The organism is Amycolatopsis alkalitolerans, from assembly GCF_006152065.1.
Taxonomy (GTDB): Bacteria; Actinomycetota; Actinomycetes; order Mycobacteriales; family Pseudonocardiaceae; genus Amycolatopsis_E; species Amycolatopsis_E alkalitolerans.
This window is the reverse complement of the sequence record NZ_VDFW01000001.1, coordinates 42,231-60,355: the sequence shown is the minus strand read 5'-3', so window position 1 is coordinate 60,355 and position 18,125 is coordinate 42,231. Positions and strand designations below refer to the sequence as shown.

General features: G+C 66.8%; 14 protein-coding genes. 4 read left to right on the top strand and 10 right to left on the bottom strand.

Annotated features, from left to right (window positions below; all coding sequences use genetic code 11):
* Positions 1-38 precede the first annotated feature (38 nt).
* Positions 39-599: a sugar phosphate isomerase/epimerase family protein gene (locus FG385_RS00215; protein WP_160148695.1), complete on the top strand. Its 561-nt coding sequence runs from the start codon at positions 39-41 to the stop codon at positions 597-599.
* Here the strand turns inward: FG385_RS00215 and FG385_RS00210 are convergent.
* From FG385_RS00210 to FG385_RS00165, 10 genes are all read right to left on the bottom strand, one after another.
* On the bottom strand, positions 571-1,947 hold the full coding sequence (locus FG385_RS00210; RefSeq protein WP_160148694.1) for an MmgE/PrpD family protein: 1,377 nt from the start codon (positions 1,945-1,947) through the stop codon (positions 571-573). The genes FG385_RS00215 and FG385_RS00210 overlap by 29 nt on opposite strands.
* A gap of 21 nt (positions 1,948-1,968) precedes the next feature.
* Positions 1,969-3,129 carry a CaiB/BaiF CoA transferase family protein gene (locus tag FG385_RS00205; protein ID WP_139094513.1) on the bottom strand — a complete coding sequence of 387 codons (1,161 nt, stop codon included), beginning with the start codon at positions 3,127-3,129 and terminating at the stop codon, positions 1,969-1,971.
* 19 nt (positions 3,130-3,148) lie between these two features.
* Positions 3,149-4,309, bottom strand: coding sequence for an acyl-CoA dehydrogenase family protein (locus FG385_RS00200; RefSeq protein WP_139094512.1), 1,161 nt, complete (start codon positions 4,307-4,309; stop codon positions 3,149-3,151).
* Positions 4,310-4,337: 28 nt separating this feature from the next.
* Entirely contained in the window at positions 4,338-5,459 is a 1,122-nt protein-coding gene (locus FG385_RS00195; RefSeq protein WP_139094511.1) for a beta/alpha barrel domain-containing protein, read from the bottom strand.
* A 29-nt stretch (positions 5,460-5,488) separates the two neighbouring features.
* Positions 5,489-6,277 carry an enoyl-CoA hydratase/isomerase family protein gene (locus FG385_RS00190; protein WP_139094510.1) on the bottom strand — a complete coding sequence of 263 codons (789 nt, stop codon included), beginning with the start codon at positions 6,275-6,277 and terminating at the stop codon, positions 5,489-5,491.
* A 32-nt stretch (positions 6,278-6,309) separates the two neighbouring features.
* Positions 6,310-7,635, bottom strand: coding sequence for an MFS transporter (locus tag FG385_RS00185; RefSeq protein WP_139094509.1), 1,326 nt, complete (start codon positions 7,633-7,635; stop codon positions 6,310-6,312).
* A gap of 39 nt (positions 7,636-7,674) precedes the next feature.
* Positions 7,675-9,774, bottom strand: a complete 2,100-nt coding sequence (locus FG385_RS00180) for an acetate--CoA ligase family protein (RefSeq protein WP_139094508.1) — start codon at positions 9,772-9,774, stop codon at positions 7,675-7,677.
* A 62-nt stretch (positions 9,775-9,836) separates the two neighbouring features.
* Positions 9,837-10,589, bottom strand: coding sequence for an N-acyl homoserine lactonase family protein (locus FG385_RS00175; RefSeq protein ID WP_139094507.1), 753 nt, complete (start codon positions 10,587-10,589; stop codon positions 9,837-9,839).
* Positions 10,590-10,872: 283 nt separating this feature from the next.
* The gene (locus FG385_RS00170; protein ID WP_139094506.1) at positions 10,873-11,655 is read right to left on the bottom strand and encodes an IclR family transcriptional regulator; all 783 of its coding nucleotides are present in this window, start codon (positions 11,653-11,655) and stop codon (positions 10,873-10,875) included.
* 147 nt (positions 11,656-11,802) lie between these two features.
* Positions 11,803-12,915, bottom strand: coding sequence for an ABC transporter ATP-binding protein (locus FG385_RS00165; RefSeq protein WP_139094505.1), 1,113 nt, complete (start codon positions 12,913-12,915; stop codon positions 11,803-11,805).
* A 1-nt stretch (position 12,916) separates the two neighbouring features.
* Between FG385_RS00165 and FG385_RS34585 the strand changes: the two genes are divergently transcribed.
* The 3 genes from FG385_RS34585 (at position 12,917) to FG385_RS00150 (ending at position 18,062) form a co-directional block, all read left to right on the top strand.
* Positions 12,917-13,441, top strand: a complete 525-nt coding sequence (locus tag FG385_RS34585; RefSeq protein WP_235022280.1) for a hypothetical protein — start codon at positions 12,917-12,919, stop codon at positions 13,439-13,441.
* A 74-nt stretch (positions 13,442-13,515) separates the two neighbouring features.
* Positions 13,516-14,232, top strand: a complete 717-nt coding sequence (locus FG385_RS00155) for a hypothetical protein (RefSeq protein ID WP_235022279.1) — start codon at positions 13,516-13,518, stop codon at positions 14,230-14,232.
* A 416-nt stretch (positions 14,233-14,648) separates the two neighbouring features.
* Positions 14,649-18,062 (top strand): helicase-related protein, encoded by a 3,414-nt coding sequence (locus tag FG385_RS00150; protein WP_139094503.1) that lies wholly within the window; start codon positions 14,649-14,651, stop codon positions 18,060-18,062.
* Positions 18,063-18,125: the final 63 nt, after the last annotated feature.

Genomic DNA, 18,125 nt, shown 5'->3' with positions numbered 1-18,125 from the left:
GTCGGTGCCGGGTACACCCCGGGCAGGCGTGCGCGGCGGTGCGCAGCGAAGGTGTCACGGCGGCGCTGCACCAGCACGTCGGCGGATGGGTGGAGACCAAGCACGAAGTCCGCGCCGTGCTCGGCGACATCGGGCCCGATCTGCTCGCCTTCGGGCCCGACGTCGAACACCTGGCCTGGGCCGGGGTGAACGTGCCGTCGTTCCTGCGGGCCTACGCCGACCGGATCGTGGCCGTGCACCTCAAGGACCTGTTCACCGCAGGTGTCACTTGTGCCGCCACCGACGAACTGGACTACCGGCGCGCGACCCGTCCCGGCCGGATCTGGGCCGAGCCGGGGCGAGGTCAGCTCGACCTCGCCGGCTGTCTCGCCGCGCTGCCGGACCGGTTCGACGGCGATCTCATGATCGAGGTCGACGTACCGGCGCTGCGGCTCCGCGAAAGCCACCAGACCGCCTACGACTGGGCGCTCGCCGTGCTGCCCGAATCGGTACGGCGGTGCGCGTCGCCGTTCCTTCGGCGGCACGCAGGCCAGCTCGACTCAGGTCCGCAACCACAGGCCCGCCGCACCATCACGGCTCCAGAGCGGCGAAGCCGGTGAACACGGTGCCCGAGCCGAAGTCGAACAGCTCCGCCGACAACTCGCCCGGGTCGACCGCCATCCCCGAGTAGCTGACACAGTCCTTGAGCTTCGCTTCCAGCTCCGCGTCCGAGAGCGGCGCTCGACAGTCCCCGCGCGGCACGTCGACGCGCGTTTCCCGGACCGAGCCATCGGCGAGTTCGACGCGGATCACGGCGTACGCCTGGTCCCACTCCGCGGGGCCCCGCGGCGGCACCCGTTGCTCGGTGACGTCCACCCGCTCCGCGAGCGCTTGAACCTCAGGGCGGGTGACCGCCGCGTCGGTGTAGGTGTCGAGACCGAGCCGACCGTCGAGCAAGGCCGCGGCCACGACGTACTCGGCGCTGAACTTGCCCTCCAGACCACTCCGCGGACGGTGGTGAATGAGCGGATCGAGACCGCCTGGCTCGACGGTGACCTGGACGTGCTTGATGTCCGCAGCACGCTCGGAGCCGTTGAAGAGGTCGAGCGCGGCGTTCGACATGCGCTGGGTGTTGTAACACGCAGGGTACCTCTTGACGTTGATCCGGCGGCGCAGAATCGCCGCCCCTGGCTCTTCGGCGCCGAGTGCCGCCGTCACGCCGGCCAGTTGTTCCCTGGTGTCATAGAGCGCGAAAAAGCCGAGCGGCCCCTCGAGCTGACTCTCGTCCGCGGTGAACCCATCGGCGGCGAGAACCGCGGCGAGAACGCCGTCCCTGGCGGCGAGACCCGCGTGCAAAGGCTTGGTCATCGTGCCGAAGTTCTGCCGGCTGCCACCCGCCATCGAGGCGGCGACACCGAGCGCGTGTGCCATGCTTTCGACGTCGGGGCACAAAAGGCGGGCCACGCCCGCCGCGGCGGCGACTACGCCCAGTGTCGCGGTCGAATGCCAGCCGCGAGCGTAGTGCCTGCGGACGTCGATTCCTTCGGCCAGCGCCATTTGCACATCGAACCCGGCCAGGTAGGCCTCGATGATCTGCCGCTCGGTGGCACCCACGGATTGGCCTGCCGCGAGCACGGCGGGCCACAACACCACGCTTGGATGCCCGTAGATGTGGTCGACCACATCGTCGTAATCCAGGGCGTGGCCTGCGACCGCACCCAGCAGCGCGGCGTCGGCGGCGGTGGCTCGCGAACCGTCCGCCAGCACCTGGGCGGGACCGTCCGGGCCGGTTGCCACTGTGTCGCGCACGATCCGCACCGCAGGCTCCCTGCCCCCGGCAACCGCGACGGCGACGGTGTCGACAAGTGTCCGCCGGGCCTGGTCCAGTGCCGCCTCGGACGCCCCACCCAGGTCGGCATCGCGGACGTACTGAGCAACGGTACGGGTCACGGCGGCGTCGGTAGTCATGATCATCCTCCTGGTCGTGGCTCAGGCGTTGTCACGCGCGGAAGGCCAGCCGTCCGCGAACTCGCTGTCGTGCTCACCCAGCCCCGGTGCGGGACGGGACAACGCGGGATATCCATCGGCATCGCGGACGGGTAAGTGAACGGTGCGGAAATCCGGGATCGCCGGGTGCGGCACGCTACCGAACGCCCCGATCGCCTTGACCTGCTCGTGTTCGGCGACCTGGTCGAGGGTTTGGATCGGCGTGCACGGCACGCCCACGGCGCCGAGAGACTCGGTCCAGTACGCGGTCGGCCGCGTCGAAAGCGTCGCGGCCAACTCGGCGTGCAGTTCGTCGCGGTGGTCGACGCGACCGGGGTTGTCGGCGAAGCGGGTGTCTTCGATCAGGTCGCGGCGCCCGATGACCCCGCACAACCGGGTCCACAAGACCTGGTTTCCGGCAGCCACCACAGCGGAACCGTCCGCCGTTGGAAACGCGCCGTAGGGATAGATACCGATGGTCCCCGAGCCGAGGCGCCGCGGCACAGTCCCATCGGCGAAGTAGTTGCCGAACTGCGCCGGTAACCACATCAGCGCGGTGTTGAGGAGCGAGACCTCAAAGCGAGTGCCCCGCCCCGTCCGCTCGCGGCGACGCAACGCGTCGAGAATGCCGATGGCTGCCCACATTCCGGTGCCCTGGTCGAGCACCGACACCGGGATCCGCGCCGGTGCGCCGCCCGGCTCACCGGTCATGCTCATCAGCCCGCTGAACGCCTGGAGGAGTGGATCGTAAGCAGGGCGATCGGACAGCGGGCCGCCGGATCCGTACCCGGTCATGTCGCAGTGGATCAGACCGGGATTGGTGGCCGACAGCGTGTCGTAGCCGAAGCCGAGCGCGTCCATGGCGCCCGGCCGGAGGTTCTGTACCAGCACGTCGGCGGCGTCGACCAGTGCACGGAAGCGCTCCGCGTCGGCCGGTTCCTTGAGGTCCATCACGACGCTGCGCTTGTTCCGGTTGAACGCGGTGAAGTGCGGGCTCTCGCCGTTCCAGAACGGCGGTCCCCAGCGCCGGGTGTCGTCGCCGGAACCGGGTCGCTCCACCTTCACCACGTCCGCGCCGAGATCGCCGAGGATGAGAGTCGCGAACGGACCTGCGACGCTGGTGGTGACATCGACGACGCGGACGCCGTCCAGTGATCCGATCAAGGTGTCCCCTGTGAGTTCTTCAGTACGACTTGGGCATCCCCAGCACCGCGTGAGCGATGTAAGCGAGGACGAGGTTGTTGTTGATGGGAGCGACCATCGGCAGCCGGGCTTCGCGGAACTTGCGCTCGATTCCGTACTCTTCGGCCAGACCGTAACCGCCGAAGGTATCCATCGCGGCGTTCGCCGCGGACCACGTCGCCCGGGAGGCCAGCAGCTTCGCGGCATTCGCCTCGAACCCGGGGTTCTCACCGGCCTCGAATTTCGCGGCCGCCTTCCATCGCATCAGGCTCGCCGCCTCCAGATCCGCGTAGGCCTGCGCGATCGGGAACTGCACGCCCTGGTTCTGCCCGATCAGACGGCCGAAAACCTCCCTCTCGCTCGCGTAACCCGCTGCGCGGTCGATGAACCAGAACCCGTCCCCGAGCACCTCCGACGCGACGAGGATCCGCTCGGCGTTCAGACCAGAAAGGATGTAGCGGAAGCCTTTGCCCTCCTCACCGATCCGGTTCCCCACCGGCACCCGGAGATCAACGAAGCGGACCTCGTTCGTCTCGTGCGCGGTCATGGTGCGGATCGGGGTGGCCTTGATCGAGTCCCCGGCCTCGCGGATGTCCACCAGCAGCACCGAAAGGCCGTCGGACTTCTTCTCGACCTCGTCGTAGGGGGTCGTGCGGCACAGCAGCAGGAGGTAGTCCGAGTGCTGGAATCGTGAGGTCCAGACCTTGGCTCCATTGACGATGTACTCATCACCTTCGCGGCGGGCGAAGGTACGGATGCGTGTAGTGTCCGAGCCCGCGTCGGGCTCGGTAACCCCGAAAGCCTGCAGTCGCACCTCGTTGTTCGCGATGCGCGGCAGCAACGAACGTTTCTGCTCTTCGTTGCCGTGTCTGAGGATCGTGCCCATCGTGTACATCTGTGCATGCGCCGGGACGCCGGTGCCTCCGGAGCGGTTGATCGTCTCCAGGATCACGGCGGCGTCGCCGATCGTCCCACCCCCGCCCCCGTATTCCTCGGGGACCAGTACGGACAGCCAACCTGCTTTGCCGAGCTCGTCGACGAACTCCTCGGGGTATTCGAGATTCGCGTCGCGTTCGCGCCAGTACTCCTGCGGGTATCGCCGGCACAGGTCTTCCACTGCCGACCGGATGGCCAGTTGCTCGTCGGTGAGGTCGAACTGCATGCTTTCTCGTCTCCTTCGAGTGGCGGGCTCAGGATGGCCGGGCCGGATTCACAATTGGGCGCTTCCACGGCGAGGGAGCACCGGCGTAGACCGATGGTCCGAGCCGGAAGTGCTGCGCCTGCTCCAACGTCTCCACGAACGGCATGTCCATCGGGTAGAGCTGGTCCGGTCCAGGACGCCCGCCCGCCTTGGACACGTGCCCGTAGAGACGGTGCCCGACGACGTCCTCGGCGTCGATCGCCGCCTCGATCAGTGCGTCGAGGTCGACGCCGGTGTCGTAGCCGAGGGCGTGCAGCAGGTAAATCAGGTCCTCGGTGGGAAAGAGCCCGGCCGCACGCCCATTCCCGCAGTAGGGGCAGCCGCCCATCCCGCCGATCGAGGCATCCAGGACGACCGTGTGCCGTGCGTCGAGCAGCTTCAGCGCGCTGTACGCGCTGATCGGGGCCATCCCGCGGGTGTTGTGCAGGTGCAGGTGAAACGTCCGGATCGCTGGCCAGCGTTGGGTGATCTCGGTCAGGTCCCCCTCCACCTGATCCGGCGTGTGCCACCCCATCGGATCGCCGAGGAAGACCTTCGTGACCCGGATACCGGCGTCGGTCCACAGCGCGATCTGGCGCTCCAGCATCGTCATCCGCTGCTCCTGGGTGAACAGGCCGAGCCAGTTCGAACCCCACGCGGCGTTCACCCCTACCTGTGCCTCCGTGGCACCGGCCACCTTCGCCCGGGCCACCGCAAGCTCCCAGGCGGCAATCTCGTCTTCCTGGGAACGATTGGTATTGCGCCGCACGAAAACGTCGCACAAGTGGACCAGCGTGGCGGGCAGCGCACCGTCGAGCGACAGTTTGCCCAGGTACTGGGCCCTCCGCTCGACTCCCTTCTGGTTCAGCGCCAGCGCGGTATAGATCGTGCCCGCACGAGGCGTGAAGCCCTTGACGACCTCCTCAACCTCCGCCATCTGCGGAGTCCACTTCGGACTGACAAAACTGCCGACGACGATGCGACGCAGTCCGGCCGCGGACATCGCGTCGATCAACCGGACCTTTTCCGCGGCCGGGATGCCCGCGTCCTCGATCTGAAGCCCTTCCCGCGGGCCTTCGTCGACGACAGCGACGGCGGGCCAGCCCGGCGGGCCGATCGCCGCGCCGGGCATCGTGGGCTCGGCGGTCCCGTTCTCCCGTGTCATCGGCCACTCCATTTCGGCGCACGCTTCTCCACGAAGGCCCGTATGCCCTCTTCGCGGTCTTCACTGAGGTAAGGATTCGGCCCGACGGACAGGCGAAGCGCGGTCGCCACCGGCAGCTCCCAGCCCTTGGTCACCATCTCCTTGTACCGGCGCAGCGTGAGCGGAGCGTTCGCGACGATGCCGCGCACGTACCGCTCCGCTTCGTCCGCCAAGGCGGCGGCGGGGACGACCCGGTTGTACAGTCCCAGTCGCTGAGCCTCGGCGGCCTGGATCGGCTCGCCCATGTAGAGCATCTCGAGCGCGATCGCCCGTGGGATCAGCCGGGGCAAAATCACGCTGGCGAAGTTGGCACCCATTCCTCGTTTGGCTTCGGGCAGCCCGAGGAAGGCATGCTCCGCGGCGATCCGCAAGTCGCAGGCCAGGGCCAGCTCCGCCCCACCGGCTAGACAGGGACCGTTCACGGCTGCGACGACCGGCTTGTAGGTCTCGAGCACGGTTTCGAACAGGTTCCGTTCCGGCCCCGCCATCGGCGGAACGAACCGGATCCCGGCCCTGGCGCGGTCGTCGAGTTCCTTGAGATCGGCACCCGCGCAGAACGCTTTGTCACCCGCGCCCGTGAGCAGCACGGCCCAGATCTCGTCGTCGATGTTCACCTCGGCGAAGATCTCGACGAGCCGCGCCATTACCGCCAAGCTGAGCGAGTTCCGCCGCTGTGGGCGGTCGATCGTCACGTAAGCGACGCGATCGAGGACGCGGTATCCGACTTCTTCTGACTGATCAGTCATGAACATCCTTCAAGCAATTGTGCAAATCCGCGTCAGATACCCGGCGCCGTCGACTGCGGTTCGGTCGCGAGCGCCGTCTTCCCGAGCTTCGCGGTAACCGAGCCAGCTATGGTGATCAGCGCGGCTCCGACGACGTACATGGTGGCCAACGTCGCACCGCCGCTGTCCGCCGCGAACAGGGCGGTGAGCACCAGCGGCGCGAAACCGCCGCCGAGCAGGTTGCCTACCTGATACCCAAGGGAAGCTCCGCTGTAGCGGACCTCCGGCGGGAACATTTCGGTGAACAGCGCACCGAGTGGTCCGTACATACTCGCATGTATCAACAGGCCGGCGATGACGGTGGCCGCGAAGACCACCAAGGACCCGTTGTTTACCGTGAAGTAAAGGACTCCGAAGACGCTCATCGCCGCGGCACCCGACGCGAACACCAGCTTCCGTCCGATGTGGTCGGACAGCAGGGCGAACAGGACGACGGCGACGGTCTGCATGATCGACGCGATCGTCAACACCAGCAATACCGTCCCGCGCTCGATGTGCAGCGTCTTGGTCGCGTACTGCAGGCCGAAGGTACTCAACAGATAAAAAAGAATCGTCGGCGCAACGCACACCGCGAAACCCTTGATCACGTTGCCCGGGTAGCGCCGCACCGCTACGAGCACCGGGATCTTGGGCAACTCCTTGGTCTGGCTGACCTCGGCGAAGACCGGTGACTCGGCCACACGGAGCCGGACGAGTATCCCGACGACGAGCAGAACCGCGCTGGCCAGGAAGGGAATGCGCCATCCCCATGACATCAGCTGGTCGTCGGGTAGCCACGACACCGCGGCGAACGCCCCCGTGGCCAGTACGCTGCCCGCCGGTGCGCCCGCTTGCGCCCAGCTTCCGTGGAGACCCCGGCGGTTCTGCGGGCCATGTTCGACGGCCATCAGCACGGCCGCTCCCCATTCACCACCGACGGCCAGACCCTGCACGATCCTGACCACGACAAGCGCGATGGGCGCCCACGCGCCGGCGGTGGTGAAGGTGGGCAATAGGCCGATGAGCACGGTCGACCCACCCATGAAGAACAGGCTCAGGATGAGCATCTTCTTGCGCCCGACACGATCACCGAAGTGACCGAAGATCACCCCGCCGAGGGGACGGACGAGAAAACCCGCGGCGAACGTCGCAAACGCCGCCAGCGTGCCGGCCACCGCAGAGCCGGACGGGAAGAACAGCTTCCCGAAAACCAAGGCAGCGGCAGTGCTGTAAATGAAGAAGTCATAATACTCGACCGCCGTGCCGATGAAGCTGGCCGCGCCGATCCGTAACACCGCGGACTTCGATCGTCCGGCTGATCGCTCTGCATTGAGTGACATGGGTTCGCTTTCGGTGGGGATGACGAAACGACGTGGGATTCACACGTGCCGGATAACGAGCGCGTCGACGATGGCGACGCCGCGGCCCGCCGGAAGCACACGCACCGGGTTCAGGTCCACGGCAAGCACTTCCGGCTCCGATGCGGCGATCTCCGAAACCTTGACGACAAGATCGACCAGAGCCGGCAGATCTGCCGCCACACTGCCGCGGTATCCGGCGAGCAGCCGCCCGATCTTGGTGCGATCAAGCATGGTCTGGACCTGATCCGCGGTCAGCGGAGCGGGCGCGAGCGTGACGTCGGCGACGAGTTCGGTCAGCACACCTCCCGCGCCGAGCACGATCATCGGCCCGAAATCGGGATCGGTATGCATGCCGACCATGACGTCCACGCCTTCGCCGATCATCCTGGTGACCGTGACGCCTTCGAAAGTCCGCGGGTCGAGTTCCCGGCCGCGTGTGGCCAAATCGGTGAACGCGTCCCGAACGGCCTTCGCATCGGCGACGTCGAGGGCCACGAGGCGATGCTCGCTCTTGTGGGGCAACGCCGCGCCGGAAGCCTTCAACACGACGGGATAGCCGATCTCGAAAGCCGCCACGACCGCGGCCTCTGCCGTAGTGGCGAGCGACTCCTGCGACACGGGCACGCCACGCTCGGCCAGGAAGCGCTTGCTCCCCGGCTCGGACAACGCGGCTCCGCCTGCCGAAGCCGGCGGGTGCTCGACTGCGGCTTCAGCTTTCATTGGCGCGAAAACCCTGGTCAGGGCATGCAGCGCGCGAGCCGCGTTGTCGAGCGACGCCACGACCGGCACCCGGGCGTCCCGGTAGAGAGCCTGTTCCCCCGCCGATATCGGGGCCGGGCTGACCACCAGGAACGGAAGCCGCGGGTTCGCCGCCGCCGCTGCCGCGACACCGGCGGCCAGTGCTTCCCGCCAAGCCTGCGTCGGTACCGGCGTCAGGTAGAAGACGAAGGCGCCTGCCCCGGGATCGGCCGCGAGGGCGCACATGTTGTCCGCGATCGTGGCCGGACCGGCGGCGCCGATATCGAACGGGTTGATCACCTGCGCGAAGCCTGCGGCCGGGGCAAGGGCCCGGCAGGTCGCGGGGGCGAAGGTCGCCAGCGGCACACCGGCCCGGTTCAGCGTGTCGGCGAGCATGACACCACCCGCGCCGGACGTGCTCGTCGCCACGGCTCCGGCTACTTGCGGTGCCCGGCCTGCGGCAAGCACCGCCGCCACGAGCGCAAGCGTTTCCAAAGTCGAGACGCTCACCACCCCGTCGGCGGCGAACACCGCGTCATAGGCAGCGGCGGCACCCGCCATTCGAGATGAGTGGGCTGCTGCCGCGGTCGCCCCGGACGAGGTGGTGCCCAGCTTGAGGGCCACGACCGGTTTCCCTGCGTCGCGGGCGCGGCGCACGGTCCTGCGAAACCTCGTGCCGTCCCGCACCCCGTCCATGATCAAGGCGATCACCTCGGTGTTCGGGTCATCGACGAGATATTCGAAGTAGTCCGTCAACTCGAGATCGACTTCGTTCCCGCACGAGACGAATGCCGAAATGCCGGACCCATAGCTTTCGAGCAACGGCACGAAGCCACCGAGAACGGCGCCGCTGTGGGAAACCAGGCCCACCGTGCCCTTCGCCAGTGTCAGGGAGTGCGTGTAGTTGTACCCGAGCGGCAACGGCCGGTGCGTTTCGTAGATCCCGTTGCAGTTGGGTCCGACGATGCGCACGCCCGCCTCTCTGCCCGCCTGGGCGAGTTCACGTTGCAGGCGTTCGCCTGTTTCGGTGCCGATCTCGGCGAACCCGCTCACCGCGACGACCGCGACGGGGATGCCACGCCTGCCGATTTCGCGAACCGCTTCCGGACAGCTCGCCGCGGGGACCATCACCATGACGGCGTCGACGCCGTCTGGAAGTTCGGCGATGCTCGACACCGCGTCGACGCCCGAAACCGTCCCACCGCGGCGGTTGACGGGAAAGATTCCACCCGGATACCCGCCGGAGCGGAGGTTGCGCACCGGTTGGCCGGAGAACTTCGATTCGTCCCCACTCGCGCCCACGAGCGCGACCGAGCGGGCTTCGAACAGTGCGCGAACCGCATCCGGGTGACCGATCTCTTCAACAGGTGTCACCGACATCGTTGGCTTTCCTCCTCTTCGCGCCGTGACAAAGTCCGTTTCGGACAGAAAGCGGCCCGTGGTCAGGTAAATTCGGCGTGCTTGACCACTTCGACGTCGTGGCTTGGCACGATCGCGGCGCCGAGCTGATCGAGTTTGTGGAAGGACCGCATGTAGGCCTCGAGATCGGTGAACGAGCCGTTCGGGATGTGGGTCGCCTTGTCGTCACCGTTCCAGTTCTCGTAGGTGTCGACGCAGTCGCCTGCGATCACGTACCGGTTGGTTCCGGTGTCGACCAGAACTCCCTGCGACCCTGGAGTGTGGCCGGGAAGGTGAACCAGGCTGACTCCGGGAAAGACCTCCGCGTCCCCGTCCACGCTTCGAACCTGGTTGAGTGCCTTGAGCCAGTTCGGCATCGCCGTACCCAGCCGCTCGTACGGCTTGCGCGTCGGCTCGAGCGGATCGATCGCGTACCGCAGTTCCTTCTGCTGGATCAGGACTTCCGCCTCGGGAAAGAGGTCGTTGTTCGAGCAGTGGTCCCAGTGCAGGTGGGTGTTGACCACCGTGCCTACCGACGCCGGATCCACACCGATCCGCTCGAGCGCCGCGAGGGGCTCTTGCTCTGGCGGGCGATGGAGTTCGTACCCGTGCCACGTTGCGGCGTGCTCCGGGTCGCCCGTGCCCGTGTCCACCACGATGGTGTGCTCACCGCCGGTGATCACGAACATGATCACGGCGACGTCGTGGAACTTGCCGAAGTCCCGGTGGTACTTGATCGCCGCGGTCGGGAAGTTGACCAGCGAGCCAACGTGCAATGCGTGGATCTTCAACGGCATGTCGGAGAAGTCCTTCTTCCGCTCGTCGGGGATTCACTTCGGGACGCGTGCGCCGAATGTTGTCCCGTATTACGGGACACCGTTCTGCTTTACGGTCCAAAACATGACCGCGACAGCGACGCATGTCAAGCGGGGACGTGAGCAGTCGAGACGCCCTGTCTGCAGCGAGTACGAAAAGCGGGCACACGAAACCGCACTGGGCACGGCGCACGAGGAAAGCACAGGACCGGCAGAGCGGCCGTGCTTCTCAAAGGACGCGGGCGGGCCCGGGCAGTCGGCGAAGCTACAGGTGCTGCAGGTCTTTCGAAATCGCACCCGCCGTCTCGGCCACGAGCTGACCGAAGGCCGCCACGTCCACGACCTGCAAGTGATTCACCGGCAACGAAATCGTCAGCGCGGCCAGTGGCTGGCCTCCACCGCCGACCACCGCCGCGCTGATCCCCGCGACCTCGGGACGGCACCAGCCCGCCCCGTTGACGGCATAACCCAGCTCACGTGCCCGCTCGACTTCCGCGAGAACGGTTTCACGCGAGACCGGAGTCGCGTCGGTGTACTTCTCCAGGCTCCGGTCGAGCACTGTTTCCACCTCTTCGGCCGACATCCGGCTCATCACCGCGATTCCACTCGACGTCGCGTGGATGGGGACCTTCGTCCCGAGCGCGATGAAGGTGCGGATGGCTTGCAAGCCGTCCTTGCGAACCAGCAGCACCAAGGTGTACCCCTCGCGGACGCTCATGTGGACGGTTTCCTTGGTAGCGGCACGCAAATCCTCCAGGTGTGCGTCCGCGACGTCCCGCAAGTTGATGTGCCCGGCGGCGGCGAGTCCGATGGCGAGTGGCTTGCTCGTGACGCCCCAGCGAGCGCGCTCGGGGTCGACCACGTAGAGCCAACCCACCTCGCGCAGCGACACGAGGCACCGGTGCACGGTGCTCTTGGGCATATCGAGGTGCCGGGCGAGCTCACGCAGCCCGATCGGCTGACGCCGGGCGACCTCCTCCAGCACGCGGAACGTGCTCGCGACGCTGCCCATGGCGCCGCCCGCTTTGCTGGTCTCCTGCTGACTCACACAAGCCCCCGTGGTCGATCCTCCGCCGCCGGTGCGCGCCGGACAAGTGTGGCACGGCCTCCGGCCGGTGCTACCAACGGCTGAGACGCACGTGCAGCACGATCGCCACGCGGACGGCCTGGTGCCGGTCAGCGGGTGAACATCGGATCACTCGACGGCTTGCCTCGAATCCGCCAGCGGGATCCCGAGGTAGGCGGCGACAACGCGCGGGTCGCGCAGGACCGCATCCGGCTGGCCGGTAGTGAGGATGCGGCCTTCTTGCAGCACGGTGAGCCGGTCGCTCACCGCCAGGACCAGGTCGACCTTGTGTTCGACGAGCAGAACACCGATCCGCCACTCACGAGCGACTCGCACGACGAGGTCCGCGAGCTGGCCGGCCTCGGCGTCGCTGAGGCCGGCGGCCGGCTCGTCCAGCAGCAGGATATCCGGCCGTCCGGCGACCGCGCGCGATCGCGATCGCCTTGCGCTGCCGAAGGAAACCTGGTCGGGGTGCAGGTAGCGGCAGCCTTCGAGGTCGAACTGCCGCATCGCCTCGAGCGCCGCCGCGCTCAAGCGGATCTTGCCGGGCCGGAATAGGTCGGTCACATGGCGCCAGACGCGCGGAGTCCCGGCCGCGACGGCCATGTTCTCCTCGACTGTCAGGTCGCCGAAGAGCTCAAGGGACTGGAACGAGCGGGAAAGCCCGGCGGCGGCTCGACGTTGTGCCGACTTGCCGACCAGGTTTCGCTTACCCAGTGTCACCTGCCCCGAGGACCGGACGAAGCCGGTGATGGCGTCGATGCAGGTAGTCTTGCCAGAACCGTTGGGCCCGATCGGCCCGTGGATCTCGCCAGGACGAACCTCCAGTGATACTCCGTTCACCGCGACCACGCCGCCGAAGCGCACGGCGAGGTCTTGGACGCTGAGTACCGAGTTGGGACGGTCGGTTCGAGCGAGGTGGGCATCGACCTCGCTCTCCAGCGAACCGGCGGTGGCCCACGGCAGGCGGGCTCTGATTCCACCGGTGAACGCCGCCCAGCGGTCGGCGAGCGGACCACGAGCCCTGGCGAACAGGCGCATCTGACCGTCGAGTGCCGACAGCAGGGTGACCACCACGGAGAGGCCGCCGATCAGCGGGAGGCACAGGTTGACGGCCGACCAGCCGTTGAGTAGCTGGCTGACGACGCCGCCCCCGATCAGCAGCGCGCCGAGGGGAGCGCCGGCGACATACCCGATACCGGCCGTCACCGTCACGGCGACCAGATAGATCGAGCCGAACACGGTGAAGTTCGCGAACGTGAGTACCGGCTGGTCGAACTCCAGGAGCAGGCCACCGAGGGCAGCGATCCCGGACCTTGGGGGAGCTTATTACAACCCGAAAGACCAGGTCAGGGCCCTGGAACAGCTCCGCGAGAAGCTTCCCAGCGTCGACGACTCCGAGCAGGCCCCAGCCACACGAGACCGACCGCGACGTGCTCGACAGCTCGCCGACGAACACATCCAGGAGCTGATCGCCAGCTACAGGTCCGGCGCCACAGTCCACGCGCTCGGCGACCGGTTCGGCATCGAACGGCGAACGGTCAGCACCATCCTCCGCCGACACGGCGTGCCAATGCGCCACCGCGGCCTCACGCCCGAGCAGGTCAACGACGCGATCCACCTCTACAACCTCGGCTGGTCACTCGCCCGAATCGGCATCCAGATGGACGTCACGGCCGACACCGTACGCAAACGCCTCCTCGAACACGGCGTCACCATGCGTGACACCCACGGGCGCCCGCGCATCGAAGCAGGCACCCCACGATGACCCGGCCAGCAACCACACTGCCACCCCGATCAGGTTCGAACAGCACTACCGTCGTTCAAGCCGTCACCGTGATCATGGGCACCGTCGTCGGCCTCACCTTCCTCTTCGGCTTCGGCAACGTCCTCAACCTCGCACTCCGCCTCGACGTGCCCGCCTGGGTTGCTCCCCTCGTCGCCCCCGCTGTCGATCTCTCGATCCTTGGACTTCTCCTCGGCATCCGACAACTGGCCCTGGCCGGGGCGACACCGACCCAACTGCGACCAGCTCGCCGTCTGCTGATCTTCGCCAGCGCGGTCACCTTGGCGCTGAACGTGGCGGCCCCACTCTTCGCAGGCCAGTACGGCAAGGCCGTGTTCGACGCCGTGGGACCACTGCTGCTGATCGGATGGGTGGAAGTCGGCCCGGACCTGCTCAGGGCGTTGAGCATCACACTTCAGCCGGGCGATGCGACACCCGAGGACGCGGAACCGGTGCAGGCCGCCTTCGCCGGCGATCTGGCTGCTGTCGGCGAGACGGCGCTGGAGTCGTCCGGCGAGAACACCAAACCCAAGGGCGCTCCAGCCGACGAGCAGGGCAGCCGTGATGCTTCCAACGTGGTTGATGACGATCTGTTGGAGCAAGCGAGGGCAGCCGACGCGCGTCATTGGGACGAGCATCGCCGACCGATCTCCGCTGACACGCTACGTAGGAGGCTCCGAATTGGCGCCGCCCGCTCCCGGCTGATCGTCTCGATCATCCGGGCCGATTCGCAAACAACGAGCAGCTCCAGACGAGATGGCAGCCCACGTTGAGGGGCGAAGTCAGATGATCGACTGTCACCTCGAAGTCTGTGATACCAGGAGGCGGCAGTTAGCGACTCACTTGTCTGCGGATGGTCGGTGGGCGCATCGCCCGCCCCGCCAGGCTGGTAGCTAGAGCCGGCGTGGCCAGCATATCGGCGGGTCCGTTTGAGGAGTGGTGTCGATCTTCGCGGTCGAGGTACTCCTCTCTGCTCGCTGACCAGGCATGACAGACCAAGCGCAGTGGTGTCCACTGCCAGCAACCGGCCCGCGACAGTCCAGAACTGCGGCCGTTCATCCTAGCCCGTTACCCTCAAGGTCCGCCGCTGGTGCTGCGAAGACCGGCGAACCACGCTACTGGGGGTCGTAACGCAAGGGCCGGGCCTCTCGATCGGAGGTAGGTGGACTGTGGGCGAGGAGGTCAATAGGTGCGGCTTGAGGAGGTCAAGCCGGGGTTGCGGCTCGAAGGGCTCATTCCGGCTGAGGTCATCACCGTCGTCGCGGTGCAGAGGCACGGCGCCGACGCTCTGGAACTGACCTACAAGACCACCGCAGGCGTGCTCGGGCAACAGGTCGTGTTCCGGAAGGACGAGGGCACGCTGTCGATCGCCCAGGCTGGGAGCCGCGCCTTCAACGCTCCGGCCAGCGAGTTCAAGCTCGTCGCCGAAGCCCAGCGGATCACGCTCGCTGGCCTGTTCGACCCCATGCTCGCGGTAGCGACCAGCGACGTCCGACCGCTGCCACACCAGATCCGCGCCGTCTACGGTGAACTGCTCCCACGCACGCCGCTGCGGTTCCTCCTGGCCGATGACCCCGGCGCCGGCAAGACGATCATGGCGGGGCTCTACATCAAGGAGCTGATCCTTCGCGATGACGTCCAGCGGTGCCTCGTCGTCGCGCCGGGCGGTCTGGTGGAGCAGTGGCAGGACGAGTTGTTCTTCAAGTTCGGCCTGCGCTTCGATCTGCTGACCAACCAGCTTATCGACGCGAACGTCAACTTCAACGTCTTCGAGACCAACCCGCTGTTGATCGCCAGGATGGACCAGCTCAGCCGCAATGAGGAGCTGCGGGCGCGATTGAAGGAGACCGAGTGGGACCTGATCATTGTCGACGAAGCCCACCGGATGGGGGCGCATTACTTCGGTGGCAAGCTGGAGAAGACGAAACGGTTTCAGCTCGGCGAGCTCCTGAGTGACCTCACCCGCCATCTGCTGCTGATGACGGCCACCCCTCATTCGGGCAAAGAGGAGGATTTTCAGCTCTTCCTCACTCTGCTGGACCGCGACCGCTTCGAAGGCAAGCAGAAGATCAGCGCCGACACCAGCGGCATCATGCGCAGGATGGTCAAGGAAGACCTGCTCACCTTCGAGGGTAAAAAGCTGTTCCCCGAGCGGATCGCCGAGACTGTTCCCTACGAGCTCACCGCTAGCGAGTACCACCTCTATGAACAGGTCACCCAGTACGTCCGTACTGGGATGAACCGGGCAGACAAGCTCGACGGCAAACGCCGAAACACTGTCGGCTTTGCTCTCACCGTGCTCCAGCGCCGTCTCGCCTCCAGCCCTGAGGCGATCTACCAGAGCCTGATCCGCCGCTCCCGGCGACTCGAGCGCAAGAAGCACGAGATCCTCAACGGCACCTACCAGGAGTCAGAGCCCACGATCGACCTCAATGACCTCGACGCGGACGAATACAACGCCGAACAGGTCGAGGTGCTGGAGGAAGAACTCCTCGACGCGGCCACCGCGGCACGCACCGTGAATGAGCTTGACGCGGAACTGGTCGAGCTGACCGACTTGACCGCGCTGGCCAAGCAGGTCCGCGACCTGGCTAAAGACCGCAAATGGACCGAGCTGTCGACGATCCTGCAGGACAACGCCCTGACCACTGACCACGACGGCTGGCCACGCAAGTTCATCATCTTCACCGAACACCGTGACACCCTCGAATATCTCCGGGGCCGCATCAGCTCGCTGCTCGGCCGCCCGGATGCCGTCCGCACCATCCACGGCGGCGTGCGCCGCGGCGAGCGCCGGCAGATCACCGAGGAATTCACCAAGAGCCGCGACTGCCAGATCCTCATCGCCACCGACGCCGCGGGCGAGGGACTGAACCTGCAGGCCGCTCACCTGATGGTCAACTACGACCTGCCCTGGAACCCGAACCGGATTGAACAGCGCTTCGGCCGGATCCACCGTATCGGCCAGGAAGAGGTCTGCCGACTGTGGAACCTGGTCGCCTCCAACACGCGTGAAGGCGAGGTCTTCACCCGCTTGCTCGTGAAGCTTGAGGAGATGGGCAAGGCCTACGGCGGGAAGGTCTTCGATGTGCTCGGCGAAGCCTTCACCGAGACCCCGCTCCGGGACCTCTTGAAGGAGGCGATCCAGTACGGCGAGCGGCCCGATGTCCGAGCGAAGATGCACAAGGTCATCGACGCCAGCGTCGGCGACGGCGTCAAGGAGCTGCTGGAGGAACGGGCGCTAGCCGCCGAACACCTCGCGGAGGCCGACCTCGCGGCTCTGCGTGCCGCGATGGACGAGGCCCGCGCCCGTCGTCTGCAGCCGCACTACATCGAATTGGCTTTCAAAGCAGCGTTCACCCGCCTCGGTGGCCGGATCGCCCGGCGTGAACGCGGACGCTACGAGGTCGCCAACGTGCCGGCCCACCTCCGGGCCAGCAAGTACGGGCCAATCGCGACCCGCTACGACCGCATCACCTTCGACCTGGCCCGGGTCGCCCCGGAAGACGGCCTCGTCCGCGCCGATCTCCTCGCCCCCGGTCACCCGCTGCACGACACGGTCATGGACGAGGCCATCAAACAGTTCGGTGGCACCCTCAACGCGGGCACCGTGCTGGTGTCCTCGACCCTCGAGGAGCCGCACCTGCTGGTGGGCGTTATCGAGGAGGTCGCGGACGCGACCGGCGCCAGCGTAGCCCGTCGCTTCGGCTATGCCTTCGTCGACAGCCTCGGCACCGTGACCGCTGCCGGTCCCGCGCCCTACCTGGACTGTGTCGCCGCCCCCGACACGCCTGCCGTCGCGGCGGCTCGCGCCGTGCCGTGGCTGGCCGAGGCGGAAGACAAGGCAACGAGCTGGATCATCGCCCACCAGTTGCCGGAGCACCTGGCCGAAGTTCAGCCCCAGCGCTTGGCCGAGCTGACCAGGACACGGACGTTGGTCACCAAGCGGCTCTCGTCCGAAAACGAACGCCTGCTTCTCGAGGCCGCAGTCGCCGCCGAGAAGGAGCAGAAAGGCGAGAAGCCGAAGGAGACCTCCGACAGTCTCAGCCGTAAGGCCGCAGAGCTCGAAGTGCGACTGCGTCGCCGACTCGCCCTGCTGGACCAGCAGAGCCTCATGTCCACGAAGCCGCCGCTGATCGTCACCGCGGCGCTCGTCCTGCCGATCAGCCTGCTCGAAGACGACCTCCCCACCAACGCCCCCATCCATGCCAAGGAGACCAAGGAAATCGAACGACGCGGCGTCGACCTGGTGCTGGCCCGTGAGCGAGAACTCGGTCGGCGACCGGTCGAGCAGCCGTTCAACAACAAAGGCTTCGACATCCTGTCCACGGCACCGAACGGCGACACCTACCGGGTCGAGGTCAAGGCCCGTCTGGACGGGGCCACGGATTTCTTCGTCACCCACAACGAGGTGATGACCGGCAAGAACGCCGTGCCCCGCTACCGCCTGGCTCTGGTGCGCGTCGGCCCGCGCGGACCCCAGCACGACGAGGTCCGCTACCTCGACAACCCCTTCGCCACCACCGATCTCGGCAATTTCGAGGCCACCGGAATTCGCGGCGACTGGGCCAAGATGTGGGCCAAGGGAACGGTGCCCTTCTGATGCCGACTGCTTCGAGAAGAACTCTGGTCGCGGTTCTGGCCAACCCACCCATGACTGATGGCA

Excerpts from the sequence above, each read along its gene's own strand:
- FG385_RS00210 (WP_160148694.1), bottom strand. The coding sequence starts at position 1,947 with ATGACTACCGACGCCGCCGTGACCCGTACCGTTGCTCAGTACGTCCGC.
- FG385_RS00200 (WP_139094512.1), bottom strand. The coding sequence starts at position 4,309 with ATGCAGTTCGACCTCACCGACGAGCAACTGGCCATCCGGTCGGCAGTG.
- FG385_RS00195 (WP_139094511.1), bottom strand. The coding sequence starts at position 5,459 with ATGCCCGGCGCGGCGATCGGCCCGCCGGGCTGGCCCGCCGTCGCTGTC.
- FG385_RS00190 (WP_139094510.1), bottom strand. The coding sequence starts at position 6,277 with ATGACTGATCAGTCAGAAGAAGTCGGATACCGCGTCCTCGATCGCGTC.
- FG385_RS00185 (WP_139094509.1), bottom strand. The coding sequence starts at position 7,635 with ATGTCACTCAATGCAGAGCGATCAGCCGGACGATCGAAGTCCGCGGTG.
- FG385_RS00180 (WP_139094508.1), bottom strand. The coding sequence starts at position 9,774 with ATGTCGGTGACACCTGTTGAAGAGATCGGTCACCCGGATGCGGTTCGC.
- FG385_RS00175 (WP_139094507.1), bottom strand. The coding sequence starts at position 10,589 with ATGCCGTTGAAGATCCACGCATTGCACGTTGGCTCGCTGGTCAACTTC.
- FG385_RS00155 (WP_235022279.1), top strand. The coding sequence starts at position 13,516 with ATGGGCACCGTCGTCGGCCTCACCTTCCTCTTCGGCTTCGGCAACGTC.